Origin of the sequence: uncultured Algimonas sp. (genome assembly GCF_947498175.1) — a bacterium.
GTDB lineage: Bacteria > Pseudomonadota > Alphaproteobacteria > Caulobacterales > Maricaulaceae > Litorimonas.
Genome location: NZ_CANMJB010000001.1, coordinates 416,075 through 433,253, shown reverse-complemented (window position 1 = coordinate 433,253; position 17,179 = coordinate 416,075). Strand labels below are relative to the sequence as shown.

Below are 17,179 nucleotides of genomic sequence, written 5' to 3'. Positions count from 1 at the left end.
GATTATTGCCTCATGCTCCTTTGCTTTTATGCATGGCGCCCAAAGCCACTTATAAGTTTCGTTGATGTCCTGCTCTGAAGCCGCCCGGCGCCGTTTTATATAACGAACACGCCGCAATTTCGTGGCTTTGCAACTTTTACAGCCTTGCCCTATGTGATGGCGCATGCGCTGCCCGTTCTGCTCAGGCGAAGATACCCAAGTGAAGGACTCCCGGCAGGCGGAGGACGGCACCGCCGTGCGCCGCCGCAGGCTCTGCGTGAAATGCGGCGGGCGTTTCACGACGTTCGAACGGGTTCAGCTCCGTGATCTCATGGTCATCAAGAATACCGGGAAACGCGTGCCGTTCGATCGGGACAAGCTGATGCGGTCCGTCGGTATCGCGCTGCAGAAGCGCCCGATCGACGAAGACCGGATCGATCAGATGGTGTCCGGCATCGTGCGGCAGTTGGAATCGTCCGGCCAGGCGGATGTCACGTCCAGCCAGATCGGGGAGCTGGTGATGGAGGGCCTGTCCGAACTCGATAAGATCGCCTATGTCCGCTATGCCAGCGTCTACCGCGATTTCCGTGCGACCGAGGATTTCGGGCAGTTCATCGCATCCGAGAAGCTGGGCGACGAAAGCTAGGCCATGTTCACCGGCATCATTACCGATATCGGCATCCTCCATGATGTCAGGCGGGGCTCTGGCTCGGAATGGGGCGACACGCGCATGGTCGTGAAGACGGCCTATGACACGGACACGATCGATATCGGCGCGTCCATCGCCCATGCCGGAGCGTGCATGACAGTCGTGGAGAAAGGCCCGGACTGGTATGCTTTCGACGTCTCCGACGAAAGCCTGTCGAAGACGACTTTGGGCGATTGGAAAGTCGGCCACCGCATCAATCTGGAACGCGCCCTGACCGGCGCGGACGAGCTGGGCGGTCATATGGTCACGGGCCATGTCGATACGACCGCGCAGTGCCTTGCTCGCGAACCGGTCGCCGGATCCGTGCAGTTCCGGATCGCCGTGCCGGACACGTTCGCTTTCGCCATCGCGCCCAAGGGCTCCATAACCATCGACGGCGTGTCCCTGACGGTCAACGACGTTGGCGACGGGGCGTTCATGCTCAATATCATCCCGCACACGGCGGAGATGACGACGCTCGGGACATTACAGCCGGGCGACGATGTAAATCTGGAAATCGACGTGATCGCCCGCTATGTCGCCCGCTATCTCAAGCATATGAAAGATGCGGTTTGACCCAATTGAACGAAGCCACCTTCCAGGACGTCTACAATCTCGCCACGCCTGAAGAGATCATCGACGATGCCCGCAATGGCAAGATGTACATTCTGGTCGATGCGGAAGACCGGGAGAACGAAGGCGACCTCATCGTCCCGGCGCAGTTCGCCACGCCCGATGCCATCAACTTCATGGCCAAGCACGGCCGCGGCCTGATCTGCCTGGCAATGGAGCCGCAGCGGGCCGACGAACTCGGCCTCAAGAACATGAGCGTCGACAACGCGTCGCGCTTCGAGACCGCCTTCACCCAATCCATCGAGGCCCGCGAGGGCGTGACCACCGGCATCAGCGCCGGCGACCGTGCGCGCACCATCCAGGTCGCCATCGATCCGGACAGCCGCGCCGACGACATCGTCAGCCCCGGTCACATGTTTCCGATCATCGCCAAGGAAGGCGGCGTGCTGGTCCGCACGGGCCACACCGAGGCGTCCGTCGACATCTCCCGCCTGGCCGGGCTGAACCCGTCCGCCGTGATCTGCGAGATCATGAACGATGACGGCACCATGGCGCGGCTCGACGATCTGGTAAAGTTCGCGCAATTCCACGGCCTGAAGATCGGCACCATCGAGAGCCTGGTCGCGCACCGGCTGGAACGCGACCATTTCGTCAAGCATGTGGCGACGTCCGACTTCACCTCGCAGCGCGGCGACGACTTCCGCATCCACGTCTACCGCAACCTGCTCGACGGCAAGGAGCATGTCGCGCTTTCAAGGGGTGAACCGCGCGACGGACATCCCAGCCTGGTAAGGGTCCACAAGATCGATTTCGCGGGCGACATCCTGTCCGAGGACAGTCCGCGCTCCGGTTTGATCTGGGACGCGATGAAGGTGCTGGCCGACCATGACGGCCACGCCGTGCTGGTGCTGATCCGGGAAGGCTCGATCGATTCGCTGCTGGAACGGCTTGGCGCGCACAAATCCACCATCGACCGCAAGGAACAGACCGTGCGCGAATACGGCGTCGGGGCGCAGATCCTGACCCATCTGGGCGTCCACCAGATGACCTTGCTGTCCAACACCATGCCCAAGCTGATCGGCCTGGACGCCTACGATCTGGAGATCGTCGGCCTCCACCCCCTCGCGAACACGCGGACCTGAGCCGATGAAAGTCTTGGTCATCGAAGCTCGCTTCTACGAGCATATTTCCGACATGCTTCTGGCCGGCGCCATGGCCGCCCTCGAAGACAGCGGTGCGGATGTCATGACGATGACCGTGCCGGGAGCGCTCGAAATCCCTCACGTCATCAGCTACGCCGAAGATGCCGATGCCGGGTTCGACGCCTACGTCGCGCTGGGTTGCGTCATCCGTGGCGAAACCACCCATTACGACTATGTCTGCCAGGAGAGCGCGCGCGCGCTCATGGATTTGGCCGTGGATCGCAAGCTCGCCATCGGCAACGGCATCATCACGGTGGAGAATGAAGGCCAAGCCATCGCGCGGGCGGATGGATCGCAAAAAGACAAGGGCGGCTTCGCGGCCCGTGCGGCAATGAGGATGGTCGGCCTGCGCGACGATCTTCGGAAAGGCCAGGTCAAATGAGCGGCGCGACCCCGAAACTGCGGCGCCAGGCTCGCCTGTCGGCCGTGCAGGCCCTCTACCAGATGGACCTGACCGGCGCGACGTCAAAGCCCGTTATCTTCGAGTTCCTGAACCACAGGTTCGGTTTCGAGGACGAAGACGGCATGGTCGCGGCGGACGAGCCGTTTTTCGAGGATGTCGTCAACGGGGTCATCCGCGAACAGGCCGAAATCGACTCGAAGTTAGACGCGCAACTCCCTGAAAAGTGGCCGCTTCGCCGCCTCGACATGACGCTGCGCGCGCTATTGCGTGCCGCCGTCTACGAAACCCTGAAACGCCCCGACGTGCCCGGCTTGGTCGTCATCGACGAATATGTCGCCATCGCGTCCGACTTCTTCGACGGCAAGGAACCGGGCATGGTCAATGCCGTGCTCGACAGGATCGCCAAATCGGTGCGCTCAACCGAGTTCGGATTGCCGGCTTTTGAGAGCCCCGGACCGGACGGCTCCAGATCGAGAAATCCCAAGCCTGAAGATAAGGCCGCTTCTTGAACGAGGCGGACTTCATCGCGCTGCTGCGTCCGCTAGCGGGTCCTGGCGGGCTTGGCCTCATGGACGATGCGGCGCTGTTGCAGATCCCGGACGGTCAGGACCTGGTGGTTTCATCCGACACGATGGTCGAAGGCGTTCATTTCCCAATGGGCCGGATCGGCGGCGGCTTTTCGGAACGGCTCCTGCGCACGGCTCTGTCTGACCTGGCCGCCAAGGGCGCCCGGCCGGTCGGCTACATGCTCAACGTCAGCTGGCCGAAGGACCGCGACCCGAAATGGCTGCGCGGCTTCGTGCAGGGTCTCAGCGATGCGCAGTGTGCCTTCGATTGCCCGATCCTGGGCGGCGATACGACGTCTGGAACGGGGCCGCTGGTCGCCAGCGCGACGGTGTTCGGGCACGTGCCGGCCGGCGACATGGTCACGCGCTCAGGCGCACGGCCCGGCCATCAGGTCTGGCATACCGGAGAACTGGGTCTGGCGGAGATAGGCCTGGAATTCGTCGAAGGCCGCGCGCGCGGTCACGACCCGTCTCTGTTGCATCTGGCGGAGGAAGCCTATCTGCGCCCCGAACCGCGTTTTGCATTCCGCAAGCCATTGCGCCGCTATGCTTCGGCCTGCGCCGACATTTCGGACGGCATCCTGATCGATGCGCGCCATATCGCCACTGCCAGCCGGGTGGCCTTGAACCTGAAAGGGGACTGCGTCGCAGGCAAGGACTTCGGCGACGATTACGAGTTGCTATTCACGGCGGATCCGGACTTCGAAAAACCGGTCCGGGAAGCGGCGAAAGCGATCGGATTGCCGGTCACTCTGTGCGGCGAGGTCATTGCGGGCGAGGGCATCAGGGTGAACGGCGAACCGGTGGCCCCGCAAGGCTATACGCACAAGCTCGACTAGGTCGCCCTAGCGCGGACCGCCTGGGCCGCCCGGGACATCCTGCTGCTGGCCGCCGCCGATCCGGTCGACCGGGATGCGGCCGATCGTCCCGAAGACCTGTTCCAGCACCGACAGTTCGCGTCCGCGCGTGGGCGTTTCGCGGTCGCTATAGTCCACGATTCGGCGGTCCTCGATGCCGTATTCGGCCACGCGCGTGACCTGTCCGTCCGGATTGAAGGTGATCGCAGTGACGGACTGGTCCTGGATCTGCGGGCGAAGATAGGCGTACCGCTCCCGGACCTGGTTGATGTAATACCAAGTGTCTTCCTCGACTTCCTCGTCGAACGTGCCTTGGACCGACGGGCTGCCCAGCGCGGCCAGCACGCTCGCCTTGGTGTCGGAATCCGGATTGATCGCCTGCGGCCTGGCGTCGGCCGTCGGCACGTAGCCATGCGTCCTCAGGATGGGATTGCACCCGGCGAGGACGAGCCCGCTGGCCAACAGGATGGTTGCAACCGAATTGCGCATGGACCGTCTCTCCCTTAGGCCGCTCAAATCGAAGGGCGCCCGAAGTCGCGTTGCCCTAGCCAAAGCGCCGACGCGGTGCAAGCATGGCGCGCGGTAGATGACGGAGGCGTAATATGGGGCTTTTTGGCCGGTTGATGGGCCGGGACCTGCCGGAGCGGCGCGACGGTAGGCGCATCTATTTCCGCCTGCTGGAACAGGCCCGCCAACCCGGCTTCTTCGGGTCCGGCCGCTTCGCCGACGATTATGACGGCCGCATCGATGCGATCAGCCTGCACATGGCGGTTCTGATGGAACGGCTGAGGTCCGAAGGCGAGGACGGACGATTGCTGACGCAAGCGATGTTCGACGAAATGAAGGACGATTTCGAGATCGCCCTGCGCGAAGAAGCCATCGGCGATACGGGGGTCAAGAAGCGCATCAAGCCGATGATCGGCCATTTCTACGACCGGCTGAAAACCTATACGGACGCCTTGACCGGACCCGATGCGGTGGACGTGTTGGCGCAATCGCTTCGCTTGACCGACACTGACGATGCGCACCAGGATTTCGCCCGGAAGATCGCGGCTTATGCCGTGCAATGGTCACGCGACCTGAAACAGACGCGTCTGGAGGACATCACATCCGGCCGTTTCTATTTTCCAGAGCTTTAACCCTATGACTGCCGGGATGCGGGGACTATAGCGGCCGGATGCTGGACGGTCTGGTCATATCGGTCGATGCGATGGGCGGCGACGATGCGCCCGATATGGTGGTCAAGGGACTGGAGTATTTCCTGACGCATGCGGGCAAGGGCCGGCGCGCGCGTTTCCTGCTGCATGGCGACAGCGCCAAGATCAAACCGATACTCGCCAAGGCGCCGCAGACGCGCGAGCGCTGCGAGATCGTCCATACCGACAAGGTCGTCTCGATGGACGACAAGCCGTCCCAGGCCCTGCGCCGAGGCAAGGACAGCTCGATGTGGAACACCATCGCCGCGGTCAAGGCCGGTCGGGCCGAAATCGCCGTCTCTGCCGGGAACACGGGCGCGCTTATGGCCATGAGCAAGTTGCAGCTGCGCATGAAACAGGGTGTGCAGCGACCTGCCTTGGCAGCGACCTGGCCGAAGCAGGACGGCGTTTGCGTCGTGCTGGATGTGGGTGCCAATATCGACGTCGATCCGGCGCAACTGACCGAATTCGCCGTCATGGGCGAAGCCTATTACAAGGCGATCCACAAATCGGCGAATCCGTCGATCGGGCTGCTGAACGTCGGCACAGAGGATCAGAAGGGCAACGCCGTGATCCGCGCCGCGCATGAGCGGCTCTCGCAAAGCCGTCTCGGCCTCAACTATGTCGGCTATGTCGAAGGCAACGACATATCCACCGGTCGCACGGATGTCATCGTTACGGACGGTTTCACCGGCAATGTTGCGCTCAAGACGGCCGAGGGCACGGCAAAGCTGATCGGCACTTTCTTCAATGAGGCGCTACAGGGCAATATCTGGTCCAAGATCACGGCCAGCCTGAACGCTTACGCCCTTTTCAAGCTCAAGCACCGGATCGATCCGCGGCGTGTCAACGGGGCCGTCTTCCTGGGCCTGAACGGCATCGTCATCAAGAGCCATGGCGGCACGGACCGCGTCGGTTTCGCCAACGCGGTCAACATCGCCATCGGTCTGGCCGAAACCGATTTCATGCACGCCATTGATGCGCGGCTCGACGCGCTGCACGACGAAGACGACAATATCGGGTTCATCACATGACACGACGCGCCGTCATCGCCGGGATCGGCAGTCATCTGCCCGAACGGATCGTGGAGAATGCGGAGTTCGCGGACCGCATGGGCCTTGAAACCTCCGATGAATGGATCCGCGAACGCACAGGCATCAAGCGCCGGCATTTCGCGGCCGATGACGAAACCACGAGCGATCTTGGCTTCAAGGCCGCGCGCAAAGCCCTTGAAAACGCAGGCTTGACCCCGGCCGATCTCGACCTCGTCCTCGTCGCGACATCCACACCCGACCTGACTTTTCCGTCGACGGCCACAATGATCCAGCATCGCCTGGGCATGACTCACGGCGCGGCATTCGATGTCCAAGCGGTCTGCAGCGGGTTTCTCTACGGCATGCACACGGCGAACGCCCTGATCCGGTCTGGCGCGCATGACCGCATCCTGCTGATCGGCGCCGAAACCTTTTCACGCATTCTCGATTTCGAGGACCGCTCGACCTGCGTGCTGTTCGGCGACGGGGCGGGGGCGGTCGTGTTGGAGGCCGCAGACGATCCGGACCGCGGCATCATCCACACCGTCATACGGTCGAACGGCGCGCACAAGGATATGCTTTATGTCGACGGCGGCCCGTCCGCGACCGGGACGGTCGGCAAGCTGCGGATGCTGGGCAACGCCGTTTTCAAGCATGCCGTGACCGACATCGCCGGCATCATCCGCACTTGTGCCGAAGAAGCGGGGCAGGACGTGCCGTCGATCGACTGGTTCATTCCGCACCAGGCCAATCAGCGCATCCTCGTCGCCGTGGCCCGAAAGCTGAAACTGCGCCCCGAACAGGTCGTCTCGACCGTAGCCGAGCATGCCAATACTTCGGCCGCCAGCGTGCCTCTGGCTTGGGATGCGGCGGTCCGGGACGGGCGCATCCAGAGGGGCGACAGCATCATGCTCGAAGCCTTCGGAGGCGGTTTCACCTGGGGCGCATGCCTGCTTCGCTACTGAAAGTGAAACCCTTTTCGCCGAATCAATCGAACTTTCGCCTTGCTATCCCGCGTCACCATTTGCTTTAAGGTCCACCATGGGTAGCAAAACCGTCAACAGGGGAACCGTCACGCGCGCCGATCTAGCCGAAGCGGTCTATAGTGAAATCGGTCTGTCACGCTCTGACTCATCCGACCTGGTCGAATCCGTGATCGGTCACATATCCGGCGCGCTGCTGGACGGCGAGAACGTCAAGCTGGCCGGCTTCGGCACCTTCCTGCTTCGAGACAAGAACGAACGGGTGGGACGCAACCCGAAAACGGGCGTCGAAGTGGCGATCACGCCGCGGCGCGTCCTCGTGTTCAAACCCAGCCAGGTCTTGCGTGAAAGGGTCGATTCGGCACTTAGCCCCAAACGGTGATAAGGTCTGATTCGCAACAGGAACCCATCCATGCGAGCCAAGACGACACGCGCCTTCAGGACCATCAGCGAAGCCGGAGACGAACTGGGCCTCCAGCCGCACGTCTTGCGCTTCTGGGAATCCAAATTCTCGCAGATCACGCCCATCAAGCGGGGCGGCGGACGGCGTTTCTACCGTCCTGAAGACATCGAATTCCTGCGCGGCATCAAGACCTTGCTGCATGACGAAAAGCACCCGATCAAGGATGTCCAGAAACTGATCGCCAAAAGCGGATCCGAGCGGATCATCGAACTCGGCCGATCCGTCGAGCAGGCGTCGCGCGAGCGCGACCTGACGGACATGCCGCTCGTACCGGACCGGATCGAGACCGGTCAGACCCCCCAGGTCGTACAAGCCGCTCCGCCGATCGTTGCCGAAATCGTCAAGCCCAAGCCGCCCGTTCCCGAAAAGCCTGAGGCGTCCGAGCCGTCCGATGCGGACGTGGAAGGGCTGGAGAGCGCCTTGTCACGGCTGAAATCGCTGCGCGATAGCTGGACGGACTTCGATACATCCGGCTGAAGGGCGTGATGCTCGCCCCGCGTTTGCGCTCTTGCAGGTCCGTGCGCCTCTGCGTATAGGCCGCCTCCACGAGCGGACGGAGTATGGCGCAGTCCGGTAGCGCACACGCCTGGGGGGCGTGGGGTCGCAGGTTCGAATCCTGCTACTCCGACCACTCGCATCGTATTTTTCCGACGATCCGGCTGCGATTGTCGCAGCCCGTTTTCCGCCGCTTCCTCTATATGAGGCCCATGTCAGTTTCCTTCGATCATCGGACGCCTGGATGGGTGACGGCTTGGCTGGGTTTCATGATCGCGCTCGTCGTCGCCATGATCGTCATCGGCGGGGCGACGCGGCTGACCAATTCGGGCCTGTCAATCACGGAATGGGCGCCGATTAGCGGCGCGCTGCCGCCCCTGTCGCAGGAGGCCTGGATCGCCGAATTCGAACGCTACAAGCAGATTCCCGAATTCGAAGCCGAGCATCCCGGCATGGATCTGAATGGGTTCCGCTTCATCTATTTCTGGGAATGGGCGCACCGGCAGCTCGGCCGCATCATCGGCATGGCTTTCGCGGTGCCGTTCCTGATCCTGCTCGTGTCCAAACGGTTGCCGCGGGGCAGGGGGCTGCATCTGTTCGCTGTCCTGCTGCTGATCGGCCTGCAGGGCGCGATCGGATGGTGGATGGTCTATTCCGGCCTGCAAGACGGCATGGTGTCGGTCAGCCAGTACAGGCTCGCCACGCATCTGGGCATGGCCTTCGTCATTCTGGGATTGCTGATCTGGCTGTTCATGGATGGCCGTCGCGGCTGGCGTCCGGTCGTCGGCCGAAGGGCCGGTTGGCTCGCGCCCCTCTTTCTCGGTCTGGTCTTCCTGCAAATCATCGCCGGGGCCTTCGTGGCGGGCACGGGCAGCGGCAAGACCTTCAATAGTTGGCCGTTGATGGACGGACGGCTCATACCCTCCGGCTACTGGTTCCAGCAGCCAGTCTGGCGCAACCTGTTCGAAAACGCCGCGGCGATCCAGTTCAATCACCGTATGCTTGCCTATCTGCTACTGGGCGTGTTCGCGGTCCTGGCATTCCGGCTTCTGCGAAAACCGTCCATGCAGCTTCCGGTCATCGTGCTCGGCGCCCTGTTGATCTGGCAGGTCGCGCTCGGCATCTGGACCTTGCTGGCTGTCGCCCCGCTGAACCTGTCGCTGTTGCACCAGTTCAGTTCGATCCTCGTCTTCATCGCTTCGGTCTGGATGCTCTATCGTCGCAAAGAGTTACGGTATTGAAATACCGTTTCTGTAATGCATTGAAAGCTATGGACATTTAAAGCCTGAATCATGCATGCGAGTCTTGACGGGTCGGTGGGCGCTCTGTAGGTCGCGCCCAATCCTTTTTCCGGAAGGTCCGCCACAGCGCGGGCCTTTCGTTATTTCCGAGGTCACCATGAAGACGACTAAATTTCTCAAGACGGCGGAGGTCGAAAAGACCTGGATCGTCGTGGACGCCGAAGACGCCGTCGTCGGCCGTCTCGCCAGTTTCGTAGCCCTGCGCCTGCGCGGCAAGCACCGTCCCGACTACACACCGCACATCGATTGCGGCGACAATGTCATCATCATCAATGCCGACAAGGTGAAGTTCACGGGCAACAAGCTCACGGACAAGGTCTATTACCGCCATACCGGTCACCCGGGCGGGCTGAAGGAAACCACCCCGGCCAAGATCCTGGACGGACGCTTTCCCGACCGCGTGATGCGCAAGGCCGTGCAGCGCATGTTGCCCAAGGAATCGCCCCTCGCGCGCCAGCAACTCTCCAACTTGCGCGTCTATGCCGGAGCGGAGCATCCGCACGGACCGCAAAACCCCGTCACGGTGGACTGGAAGTCCGCCAACCGCAAAAACGTCAAGGGAGCCTAAGACAATGACCGACCAGGACACTGTCGTTGCCACGAGCCTCGAAGACCTCAAGGCCGCCATGGAAGACCAGGGCGCCGAAGCGGCCCAGGACATTCCGCTTCCCGATCCCAAGATCGACGAGCACGGCCGCTCTTATGCAACCGGCAAACGCAAGAACTCCATCGCCCGCGTCTGGATCAAGCCGGGCTCCGGCAAAATCATGATCAACGGTCGCGATCAGGAAACCTATTTCGCGCGGCCCGTGCTGCGCCTCATCATCGCTCAGGCCTTCCAGGTCGCCGACCGCGTGGATAGCTACGACGTGACGGCCACTGTCAAGGGTGGCGGTCTGTCCGGCCAAGCCGGGGCCGTGCGCCACGGTATCACCAAGGCGCTGACCTATTACGAGCCTGCTTTGCGTCGTCCGCTCAAGGCGGCCGGGTTCATCACGCGCGATTCGCGCGTCGTCGAGCGCAAGAAGTATGGCCGGGCGAAAGCGCGCAAGAGCTTCCAGTTCTCGAAACGCTAGACAAGACGGCCATTTACGGCTCTTCAAGGCGCTTCGGGATCATCCGGAGCGCCTTTTTGTTTGGAGGCTCGCATGAAGAACGCCGCCATTTTCGGAGCAAGCGGCTATACCGGCGCCGAAGCGGTGCGCTTGCTCCAGTCCCATCCGAACATCCGCATCAAGGCTCTGTCCGCCAACCGACGTGCGGGCGAGCCCTACAGCCGCGTCTTCGACAATTTCGTCGGCCATGATCTGCCTGAGACGCAGACTCTGGACGCCATCGACCTGTCGGAAGTCGATGTGGTCTTTTCCTGCCTGCCGCACTCCACAGGTCAAGCCGCCATCGCGCGGGCGCTGGAACAGGTGGAGACGGTCATCGACGTGTCCGCGGACTTCCGACTGGACGACCCCGCGCTGTTCGAGACCGTCTACGGGTCGCCGCACACGCAACCCGACCTTCTATCGGACCGGGTCTACGGACTGACGGAATTTGCCCGGGACAGATTGCCGGGCGCGCGGCTGATCGCCTGTCCCGGCTGTTTTCCGACATGCACGCTTCTGGCCTTGCTGCCCGGCGTCCAGGCCGGGGCTTTCCTCGACCGGACGATCATCGTCGATGCAAAGACAGGGGTGACCGGGGCGGGCCGCAAGGCGACCCTAGGTCTGCACTTTTCCGAACTGTCCGACGGCGCGCAGGCCTACGGCGTGGGTAACCACCGCCATGCGCCCGAAATGGAGCAGGAACTGCGCCGGTCCGGTCACGCCTCGCCTCTCAGCTTCACGCCGCATCTGTTGCCGATGAACCGCGGCATGATCGCGACCTGTTACATGGAACTGGCCGAGGGCATGTCTGTGTCCGCACTGCGCAAGCTTTATGAAAAACGTTACGAATCAGCCCCTTTCATTCATGTCCTGACGGAAGGCGAGGTGCCGCAAACACGGCATGTGCGCGGCTCGAACCAGGCCCGGATCGGTGTGTTCGAAGACCGTGCACCCGGCCGGGCGATCCTGATCTGCGTCATCGACAACCTCACCAAGGGCTCGAGCGGCCAGGCGGTCCAGAACTACAATCTGGTCCAGGGATGGGACGAAACGCTGGGACTGGGCGCTGCGCCCCTGTTTCCATAGTTTAAGCCAAGGGCGGGGTAGGCTGGCCCGGCATTATGCGCTACTCGGCCGCCATGAGACTCCGGTACGCCTTCGCGATAGCAGCCTTTCTTTCGCCGCTCGGCGCCTGCGCGTCCGTCGATCTGCCGGACGTCGAGTTCATGGGCGAATCCGACTTCGAGCAGGACATCGCGCAGTTGGAGCGCAGTTTCCCCCGGGTCGACGAAACGCAGGCCATTCCCACGGACGTCAGGACGGCGCAGGATTGGGACGTCACGGCGCGCCGCATGCTGGAACTCTACGATCTCGACGACGCGCCCGAAAGCGTTCCGCCGCTGGACCCGGCCGAATTCGACCGGCGCTTCCAAAGCGCCAAGGCGGCGGCCAGCGCCTACAAGGCGGACGACCCTCAATGAACTGGCCCAACCCCGACAAGGTGTTTCGGGACGAATTTCATCGCATCCAGCGCCTTCCCCCTTACGTCTTCGCCGAAGTCAACAAGCTGAAGGCCGAACTGCGCGCCGCGGGGCAGGACATCATCGATTTCGGCTTCGGCAATCCCGATCTGCCGACGCCCGGCCATGTCATCGACAAGCTGGTCGAGACGGTGCGCAAGCCCAAGGTCACGGGCTATTCCGCATCGCGCGGCATCAAGGGCCTGAGACAGGCCTGCGGCCGCTATTACGAACGCCGGTTCGGGGTGAGTTTCGACCCGGAGACGCAGATCATCGCCACGATGGGATCCAAGGAGGGCTTCGCCAATCTGGCACAGGCGATCACGGCACCGGGAGACATCATCTATGCCCCCGATCCATCCTACCCGCTTCACGCCTACGGCTTCATCATCGCGGGTGCCGAGATCAAGGCCATCCCCGCCATAACGGCCGAAGACTATCTGGCCGGCGTGAAAGCGGCATTGGCCGAAGCCGACACGCCGCCCCTCGCGATCGTCGTCTGCTTCCCGTCCAACCCGACCGGCATGACCTGCGACCTGTCCTTCTACGAGGAAATCGTCGCGATCGCGAAAGCCAACGATATCATCGTCTTGTCGGACTTGGCTTATTCGGAAATCTACTTTGCCGACCCGCCGCGGTCCGTTTTCGAAGTGCCCGGGGCACACGACATTCTGGCCGTCGAGACGATCTCCTTGTCCAAAACCTATTCCATGGCCGGATGGCGCATGGGTTTCGCCGTTGGCAGCGAAAGGCTCATCGCCGCGCTGACCCGGGTGAAGTCCTATCTCGACTACGGGTCTTTCACGCCGATACAGGTGGCCGCCTGTGCGGCGCTGGACGGGCCGGAGGATCCGGTCGAACAGGCCCGGGCGACCTACAAGGCGCGCCGGGACGTGCTGGTGGAAAGCTTCGGGCGGTCGGGCTGGACGATCCCGGCTCCGGACGCGTCCATGTTCGCCTGGGCGCCACTGCCGCCCGCCTACCGATCCATGGGGTCGCTGGCGTTCTCGAAACTACTGATGCAGGACGCGTCCGTGGCGGTATCGCCCGGCGTCGGTTTCGGTGAAAACGGGGAAGGCTATGTCCGGATCGCCCTTGTCGAGAACGAACAACGCATCCGGCAGGCCGCGCGCAACATCAGGCACATGTTGCAAGGCGATGCCGGTGCCCTGCGCACCATGGATAATATGCCCGCATCATGAATGACCTGCCGCCCGCGCGGCATCCCTTGGAACGATACGAAGAACGGTGAAGATTATGGAATTCAATGCAGCCCTGGCCGTGCAGGCCGCACTGGTGACGGAACAGGCGGCCATCGCCGCGTCCGAGATGGTGGGCCGCGGCCGTGAAAAGGCCGCCGATCAGAAGGCGGTCGATGCCATGCGCCAAGGCCTGAACGCCATGGCGATCCGCGGCCGCATCGTGATCGGGGAAGGGGAACGCGACGAAGCCCCGATGCTCTATATCGGCGAGGAAGTCGGCACCGGCCAAGGGCCGGAAATCGACATCGCTCTGGATCCGCTGGAAGGCACGACGCTGACGGCCAAGGCCATGGCCAATGCGCTGGCCGTCATGGCGTTCGCGCCCAAGGGCGGGCTGCTGTTCGCGCCCGACGTCTATATGGACAAGATCGCCATCGGCCGAGGCTATCCGGACGGCACGATCGACATCAACGACAGCGCGGCAGACAATGTGAAGCGTCTGGCCAAGGTCAAGGGCGTCCGGCCGAGCGACGTGACGGTCTGCGTGCTCGACCGGTCCCGCCACACCGACATCGTCGATAGCTTGCGCGACATCGATGCGCGTGTCCGCCTCATCACGGACGGCGACGTGCAGGGCGTCATCAGCACGACGGACCCGGACACCCAGACGGACATGTATATCGGCCAAGGCGGCGCGCCGGAAGGCGTTCTCGCCGCGGCCGCCCTGCGTTGCATCGGCGGCCAGATGCAGGGCCGCCTGCATTTCCGCAATGACGACGAAGTCGCGCGGGCGCGCCGCGTCGGCATCGACGATCTGGACACGGTCTACGATCTGGAAGGATTGGCGGCAGGTCCGACCATCTTTTCCGCGACAGGCGTCACGCAGGGATCCTTGCTCGATGGGGTGAAGATCCGGAACGGCCGTGCCGAAACGCACACGCTCGTCATGAATTCCGTCGACAATGCGGTGCAGAGGCTCCGCTCGTCCCGGCCCTACGGTCCCGGCGAGACAGGATGAACGAGCCGCGCCCCTTGCTGGGGGTCGAGCGGTCCATTCTCGGCCGACGGTGGGAGACGCGCACCGACGACGCCGCCATCGAGGCCTTCCAACAGGTGTCGGGGTGCGACCGTGTCGTGTCCGCGCTTCTGGCCGGTCGCGGCGTGGCTGGCGAGGCGGCGCAGCGTTATCTGAATCCGACGCTCAAGGCCGATCTGCCCGATCCGTCCGTTCTGACGGATATGGACAAGGCCGCTTCGTTGATCCTCGATGCTCTGCAGGCTGGCCGGAAGATCACCCTGTTTTCGGACTATGACGTCGATGGGGGCACGTCGGCGGCCCAGATGATGCGATGGGGGCGGGGGCTGGATTACACGTTCGGCCTGCATGTGCCCGACCGGGTCCGCGACGGTTACGGCCCGTCGGTCAAGGCGTTCGAAACGCTCAAGGCGGACGGCACGGATCTCGTCGTGACCTTGGACTGTGGCGCGGCGGCGCACGAGGCCCTGGCAGGGGCGGCCGACCTCGACCTGCCCGTCGTGGTCGTGGATCATCACCTCATGGACGGATTGCCGCCGGCGGCCGCGATCGTCAATCCGAACCGGCCCGACGACGCAAGCGGGCTCGGCCATCTGGCGGCGGCCGGCGTCACCTTCATGCTGGTGGTTGCCCTGAACCGCGAAGCGAAGCGTCGCGGACTCGATCCGCGCTTGGACATCCGCGAACTGCTCGGCCTGGCCGGCCTTGGCACGGTGTGCGACGTGGTGCCCATGACCGGGCTCAACCGGCTGCTGGTCAAACGGGGATTGCAGGTCATGGACCGGCAGGGGATCGCAGGGCTGAATGCCTTGTCGGCCATCGCCAATACGGCGCCGCCCTATACGACCTACCATCTCGGGTTCGTTCTGGGACCACGGATCAATGCCGGTGGCCGGATCGGCCGGTCCGAAATGGGCGCGGAGCTGCTCTCGACGGATAATCAGGCGATCGCCACGGCCCACGCCTACGAGCTAGACCGTCTGAATCGGGATCGCCGCGCCATGCAGGACGACATGCTGCGTGGCGCCATCGAACAGGCCGAACGCCAGGCCAACCGTGCCGTCATCGTGGCGTCGATGGAAGGGTGGCATCCCGGCGTGATCGGCATCGTCGCGGGACGCCTCAAGGACAGGTTCGAAAAGCCCGCCATCGTCATCGGCATCGACGATGACGGCACGGGGAAGGGATCCGGCCGGTCCATTCGCGGCGTCGATCTGGGGTCCGCTCTGGTCGAAGCGAAGAAATCGGGATTGCTGTCATCCGGCGGCGGTCACGCCATGGCGGGCGGTCTGACGATCGGGCGGGAAGCCTTGCCGCGATTCACCGACTGGATCGAGGACCGCTTGTCCCCGGATGTCGCGACGGCTCGCGCCGCACCGGTCGCGAAGGCCGATATGGCGCTGTCGGCCGGCGGCGTGACGCCGGATCTGCTCGGCAAGATCGAAGCGGCCGGACCCTATGGTCCGATGAACCCACGCCCGGCGTTCGCCGTGTCCGGTGTAAAGATCGTCTATGCGAATCGCCTGAATGGCGGCCATGTCCGGTTCACGGCCGAAGGGCGCGGCGGCGACCGCCTATCGGGTATCCTGTTTCGGGGCGACGAAACCGATCTGGGACTGGCTTTGCTCGAAGCTGGGGAGCGACGGGTGCACTTGCTCGGGCAGGTCAAGAGCAATCGCTACAAGGGCCAGACCCGCGCCGATTTCCATCTGACGGACATGGCGTGGGCGGATTGATCCGGCAATCGCGCTGCAAATAGTCGGGCGCGCGGCGACTTTTTCCGCTTGAAAGCCCCGACCCACTTTCATATATGGCGGCTCGCAACTGCGTGGTCCCTTCGTCTATCGGTTAGGACGCCAGGTTTTCAACCTGGAAAGAGGGGTTCGATTCCCCTAGGGACTGCCAGTTGCTTTTCCTTCCCCTGATGCGATTTCGACCTGACAGGCCGCTCCCGCTTGGCTACAGGCTTGCGCCATGAAACGCCTGTTCCTGACCGCTATCTTCGCCCTTGCCGCCGCACCTGCGCTTGCGCAGACCGCGCAGGACGACATGGTTGAATTCGGCGATCCGGTTCCGCTGACGATCCAGTCGGAGAACGGGGAACACGTCTTCATGGTCGAAGAAGCCAAAACGCTGGACCAGCAAGCGCGCGGCATGATGTGGCGCGACGCGATGGGCGACGATGAAGGCATGATCTTCGAGTTCGACGAACCCAAGATATCCACCATCTGGATGAAGAATACGGCAATCCCGCTCGACATCCTGTTCGTGCGCTCCAACGGCAAGATCCTGAAGATCGAGCACATGGCGCAACCCTACAAATTGCGCTCGGCCAGTTCGGAAGCCGTGGTGGCCAGCGTGGTGGAATTGAAAGGCGGGCGGGCGCTCGAACTCGGCATCAAGCCGGGCGACATCGTCGTGCATCCGTTTTTCGGCAGTTAGACGCTTGCGCTTGTGCGCCGAGCGGCTATGAGCCGCTCAGTCTGGAACGGGGAGTAGCGCAGCCTGGTAGCGCATCTGTTTTGGGAACAGAGGGTCGCTGGTTCGAATCCAGTCTCCCCGACCAGACATCATCACGACTTGT

The 17,179-nt window shown here is 63.0% G+C and carries 21 protein-coding genes and 3 tRNA genes; 23 read left to right on the top strand and 1 reads right to left on the bottom strand.

Annotated features, from left to right (window positions below; all coding sequences use genetic code 11):
• Nucleotides 1-163: 163 nt before the first annotated feature.
• From nrdR to thiL, 6 genes are read left to right on the top strand one after another with little or no spacing between them, the layout of a single operon-like run.
• The gene (nrdR, locus tag Q0718_RS02150; RefSeq protein ID WP_298912766.1) at nucleotides 164-625 is read left to right on the top strand and encodes a transcriptional regulator NrdR; all 462 of its coding nucleotides are present in this window, start codon (nucleotides 164-166) and stop codon (nucleotides 623-625) included.
• A gap of 3 nt (nucleotides 626-628) precedes the next feature.
• Nucleotides 629-1,243 (top strand): riboflavin synthase, encoded by a 615-nt coding sequence (locus Q0718_RS02145; RefSeq protein ID WP_298912763.1) that lies wholly within the window; start codon nucleotides 629-631, stop codon nucleotides 1,241-1,243.
• Nucleotides 1,240-2,382 (top strand): 3,4-dihydroxy-2-butanone-4-phosphate synthase, encoded by a 1,143-nt coding sequence (gene ribB / locus Q0718_RS02140; protein ID WP_298912761.1) that lies wholly within the window; start codon nucleotides 1,240-1,242, stop codon nucleotides 2,380-2,382. The genes Q0718_RS02145 and ribB overlap by 4 nt, the downstream gene beginning before the upstream one ends.
• Nucleotides 2,383-2,386: 4 nt before the next feature.
• A complete protein-coding gene (gene ribH, locus Q0718_RS02135) occupies nucleotides 2,387-2,824 on the top strand; it encodes a 6,7-dimethyl-8-ribityllumazine synthase (protein ID WP_298912759.1) in 438 nt (145 codons plus the stop codon).
• Nucleotides 2,821-3,354 carry a transcription antitermination factor NusB gene (gene nusB / locus Q0718_RS02130; protein ID WP_298912757.1) on the top strand — a complete coding sequence of 178 codons (534 nt, stop codon included), beginning with the start codon at nucleotides 2,821-2,823 and terminating at the stop codon, nucleotides 3,352-3,354. The genes ribH and nusB overlap by 4 nt, the downstream gene beginning before the upstream one ends.
• Entirely contained in the window at nucleotides 3,351-4,250 is a 900-nt protein-coding gene (gene thiL / locus Q0718_RS02125) for a thiamine-phosphate kinase (RefSeq protein ID WP_298912755.1), read from the top strand. The genes nusB and thiL overlap by 4 nt, the downstream gene beginning before the upstream one ends.
• A gap of 6 nt (nucleotides 4,251-4,256) precedes the next feature.
• Here the strand turns inward: thiL and bamE are convergent, their stop codons facing one another.
• Nucleotides 4,257-4,757, bottom strand: a complete 501-nt coding sequence (bamE, locus tag Q0718_RS02120) for an outer membrane protein assembly factor BamE (RefSeq protein WP_298912753.1) — start codon at nucleotides 4,755-4,757, stop codon at nucleotides 4,257-4,259.
• Nucleotides 4,758-4,870: 113 nt separating this feature from the next.
• On the opposite strand from bamE, the gene Q0718_RS02115 reads away from it, so the two are divergent.
• The 17 genes from Q0718_RS02115 to Q0718_RS02035 all read left to right on the top strand — a co-directional run bounded on the left by Q0718_RS02115 (nucleotide 4,871) and on the right by Q0718_RS02035 (nucleotide 17,161).
• Entirely contained in the window at nucleotides 4,871-5,407 is a 537-nt protein-coding gene (locus tag Q0718_RS02115; RefSeq protein WP_298912750.1) for a ubiquinol-cytochrome C chaperone family protein, read from the top strand.
• Nucleotides 5,408-5,445: 38 nt separating this feature from the next.
• Nucleotides 5,446-6,498 (top strand): phosphate acyltransferase PlsX, encoded by a 1,053-nt coding sequence (gene plsX / locus Q0718_RS02110; RefSeq protein ID WP_298912747.1) that lies wholly within the window; start codon nucleotides 5,446-5,448, stop codon nucleotides 6,496-6,498.
• On the top strand, nucleotides 6,495-7,463 hold the full coding sequence (locus Q0718_RS02105) for a beta-ketoacyl-ACP synthase III (protein WP_298912744.1): 969 nt from the start codon (nucleotides 6,495-6,497) through the stop codon (nucleotides 7,461-7,463). The genes plsX and Q0718_RS02105 overlap by 4 nt, the downstream gene beginning before the upstream one ends.
• A 76-nt stretch (nucleotides 7,464-7,539) precedes the next feature.
• The gene (locus Q0718_RS02100) at nucleotides 7,540-7,863 is read left to right on the top strand and encodes an integration host factor subunit alpha (RefSeq protein WP_298912741.1); all 324 of its coding nucleotides are present in this window, start codon (nucleotides 7,540-7,542) and stop codon (nucleotides 7,861-7,863) included.
• Between the two features lie 30 nt (nucleotides 7,864-7,893).
• Nucleotides 7,894-8,421, top strand: a complete 528-nt coding sequence (locus Q0718_RS02095) for a MerR family transcriptional regulator (protein ID WP_298912738.1) — start codon at nucleotides 7,894-7,896, stop codon at nucleotides 8,419-8,421.
• Nucleotides 8,422-8,498: 77 nt separating this feature from the next.
• A tRNA-Pro gene (locus Q0718_RS02090) sits at nucleotides 8,499-8,575 on the top strand.
• Between the two features lie 76 nt (nucleotides 8,576-8,651).
• Entirely contained in the window at nucleotides 8,652-9,680 is a 1,029-nt protein-coding gene (locus Q0718_RS02085) for a COX15/CtaA family protein (protein ID WP_298912735.1), read from the top strand.
• Between the two features lie 157 nt (nucleotides 9,681-9,837).
• The gene (rplM, locus tag Q0718_RS02080; RefSeq protein ID WP_298912733.1) at nucleotides 9,838-10,308 is read left to right on the top strand and encodes a 50S ribosomal protein L13; all 471 of its coding nucleotides are present in this window, start codon (nucleotides 9,838-9,840) and stop codon (nucleotides 10,306-10,308) included.
• Between the two features lie 4 nt (nucleotides 10,309-10,312).
• Nucleotides 10,313-10,816 (top strand): 30S ribosomal protein S9, encoded by a 504-nt coding sequence (rpsI, locus tag Q0718_RS02075; RefSeq protein WP_366523781.1) that lies wholly within the window; start codon nucleotides 10,313-10,315, stop codon nucleotides 10,814-10,816.
• A 72-nt stretch (nucleotides 10,817-10,888) separates the two neighbouring features.
• Nucleotides 10,889-11,923 (top strand): N-acetyl-gamma-glutamyl-phosphate reductase, encoded by a 1,035-nt coding sequence (argC, locus tag Q0718_RS02070; RefSeq protein ID WP_298912730.1) that lies wholly within the window; start codon nucleotides 10,889-10,891, stop codon nucleotides 11,921-11,923.
• A gap of 53 nt (nucleotides 11,924-11,976) precedes the next feature.
• Complete coding sequence (locus tag Q0718_RS02065) at nucleotides 11,977-12,318, top strand: hypothetical protein (protein WP_298912728.1); 342 nt, start codon at nucleotides 11,977-11,979, stop codon at nucleotides 12,316-12,318.
• A complete protein-coding gene (locus Q0718_RS02060; protein WP_298912726.1) occupies nucleotides 12,315-13,559 on the top strand; it encodes an LL-diaminopimelate aminotransferase in 1,245 nt (414 codons plus the stop codon). Before Q0718_RS02065 ends, Q0718_RS02060 begins: the two co-directional genes overlap by 4 nt.
• A gap of 55 nt (nucleotides 13,560-13,614) precedes the next feature.
• The gene (glpX, locus tag Q0718_RS02055; RefSeq protein WP_298912724.1) at nucleotides 13,615-14,577 is read left to right on the top strand and encodes a class II fructose-bisphosphatase; all 963 of its coding nucleotides are present in this window, start codon (nucleotides 13,615-13,617) and stop codon (nucleotides 14,575-14,577) included.
• The gene (recJ, locus tag Q0718_RS02050; RefSeq protein ID WP_298912720.1) at nucleotides 14,574-16,331 is read left to right on the top strand and encodes a single-stranded-DNA-specific exonuclease RecJ; all 1,758 of its coding nucleotides are present in this window, start codon (nucleotides 14,574-14,576) and stop codon (nucleotides 16,329-16,331) included. The genes glpX and recJ overlap by 4 nt, the downstream gene beginning before the upstream one ends.
• Nucleotides 16,332-16,425: 94 nt before the next feature.
• Nucleotides 16,426-16,500 (top strand) — tRNA-Glu (locus Q0718_RS02045).
• Between the two features lie 69 nt (nucleotides 16,501-16,569).
• Complete coding sequence (locus tag Q0718_RS02040; RefSeq protein WP_298912717.1) at nucleotides 16,570-17,037, top strand: DUF192 domain-containing protein; 468 nt, start codon at nucleotides 16,570-16,572, stop codon at nucleotides 17,035-17,037.
• A 47-nt stretch (nucleotides 17,038-17,084) separates the two neighbouring features.
• Nucleotides 17,085-17,161 (top strand) — tRNA-Pro (locus tag Q0718_RS02035).
• The last annotated feature ends 18 nt before the right edge of the window (nucleotides 17,162-17,179 follow it).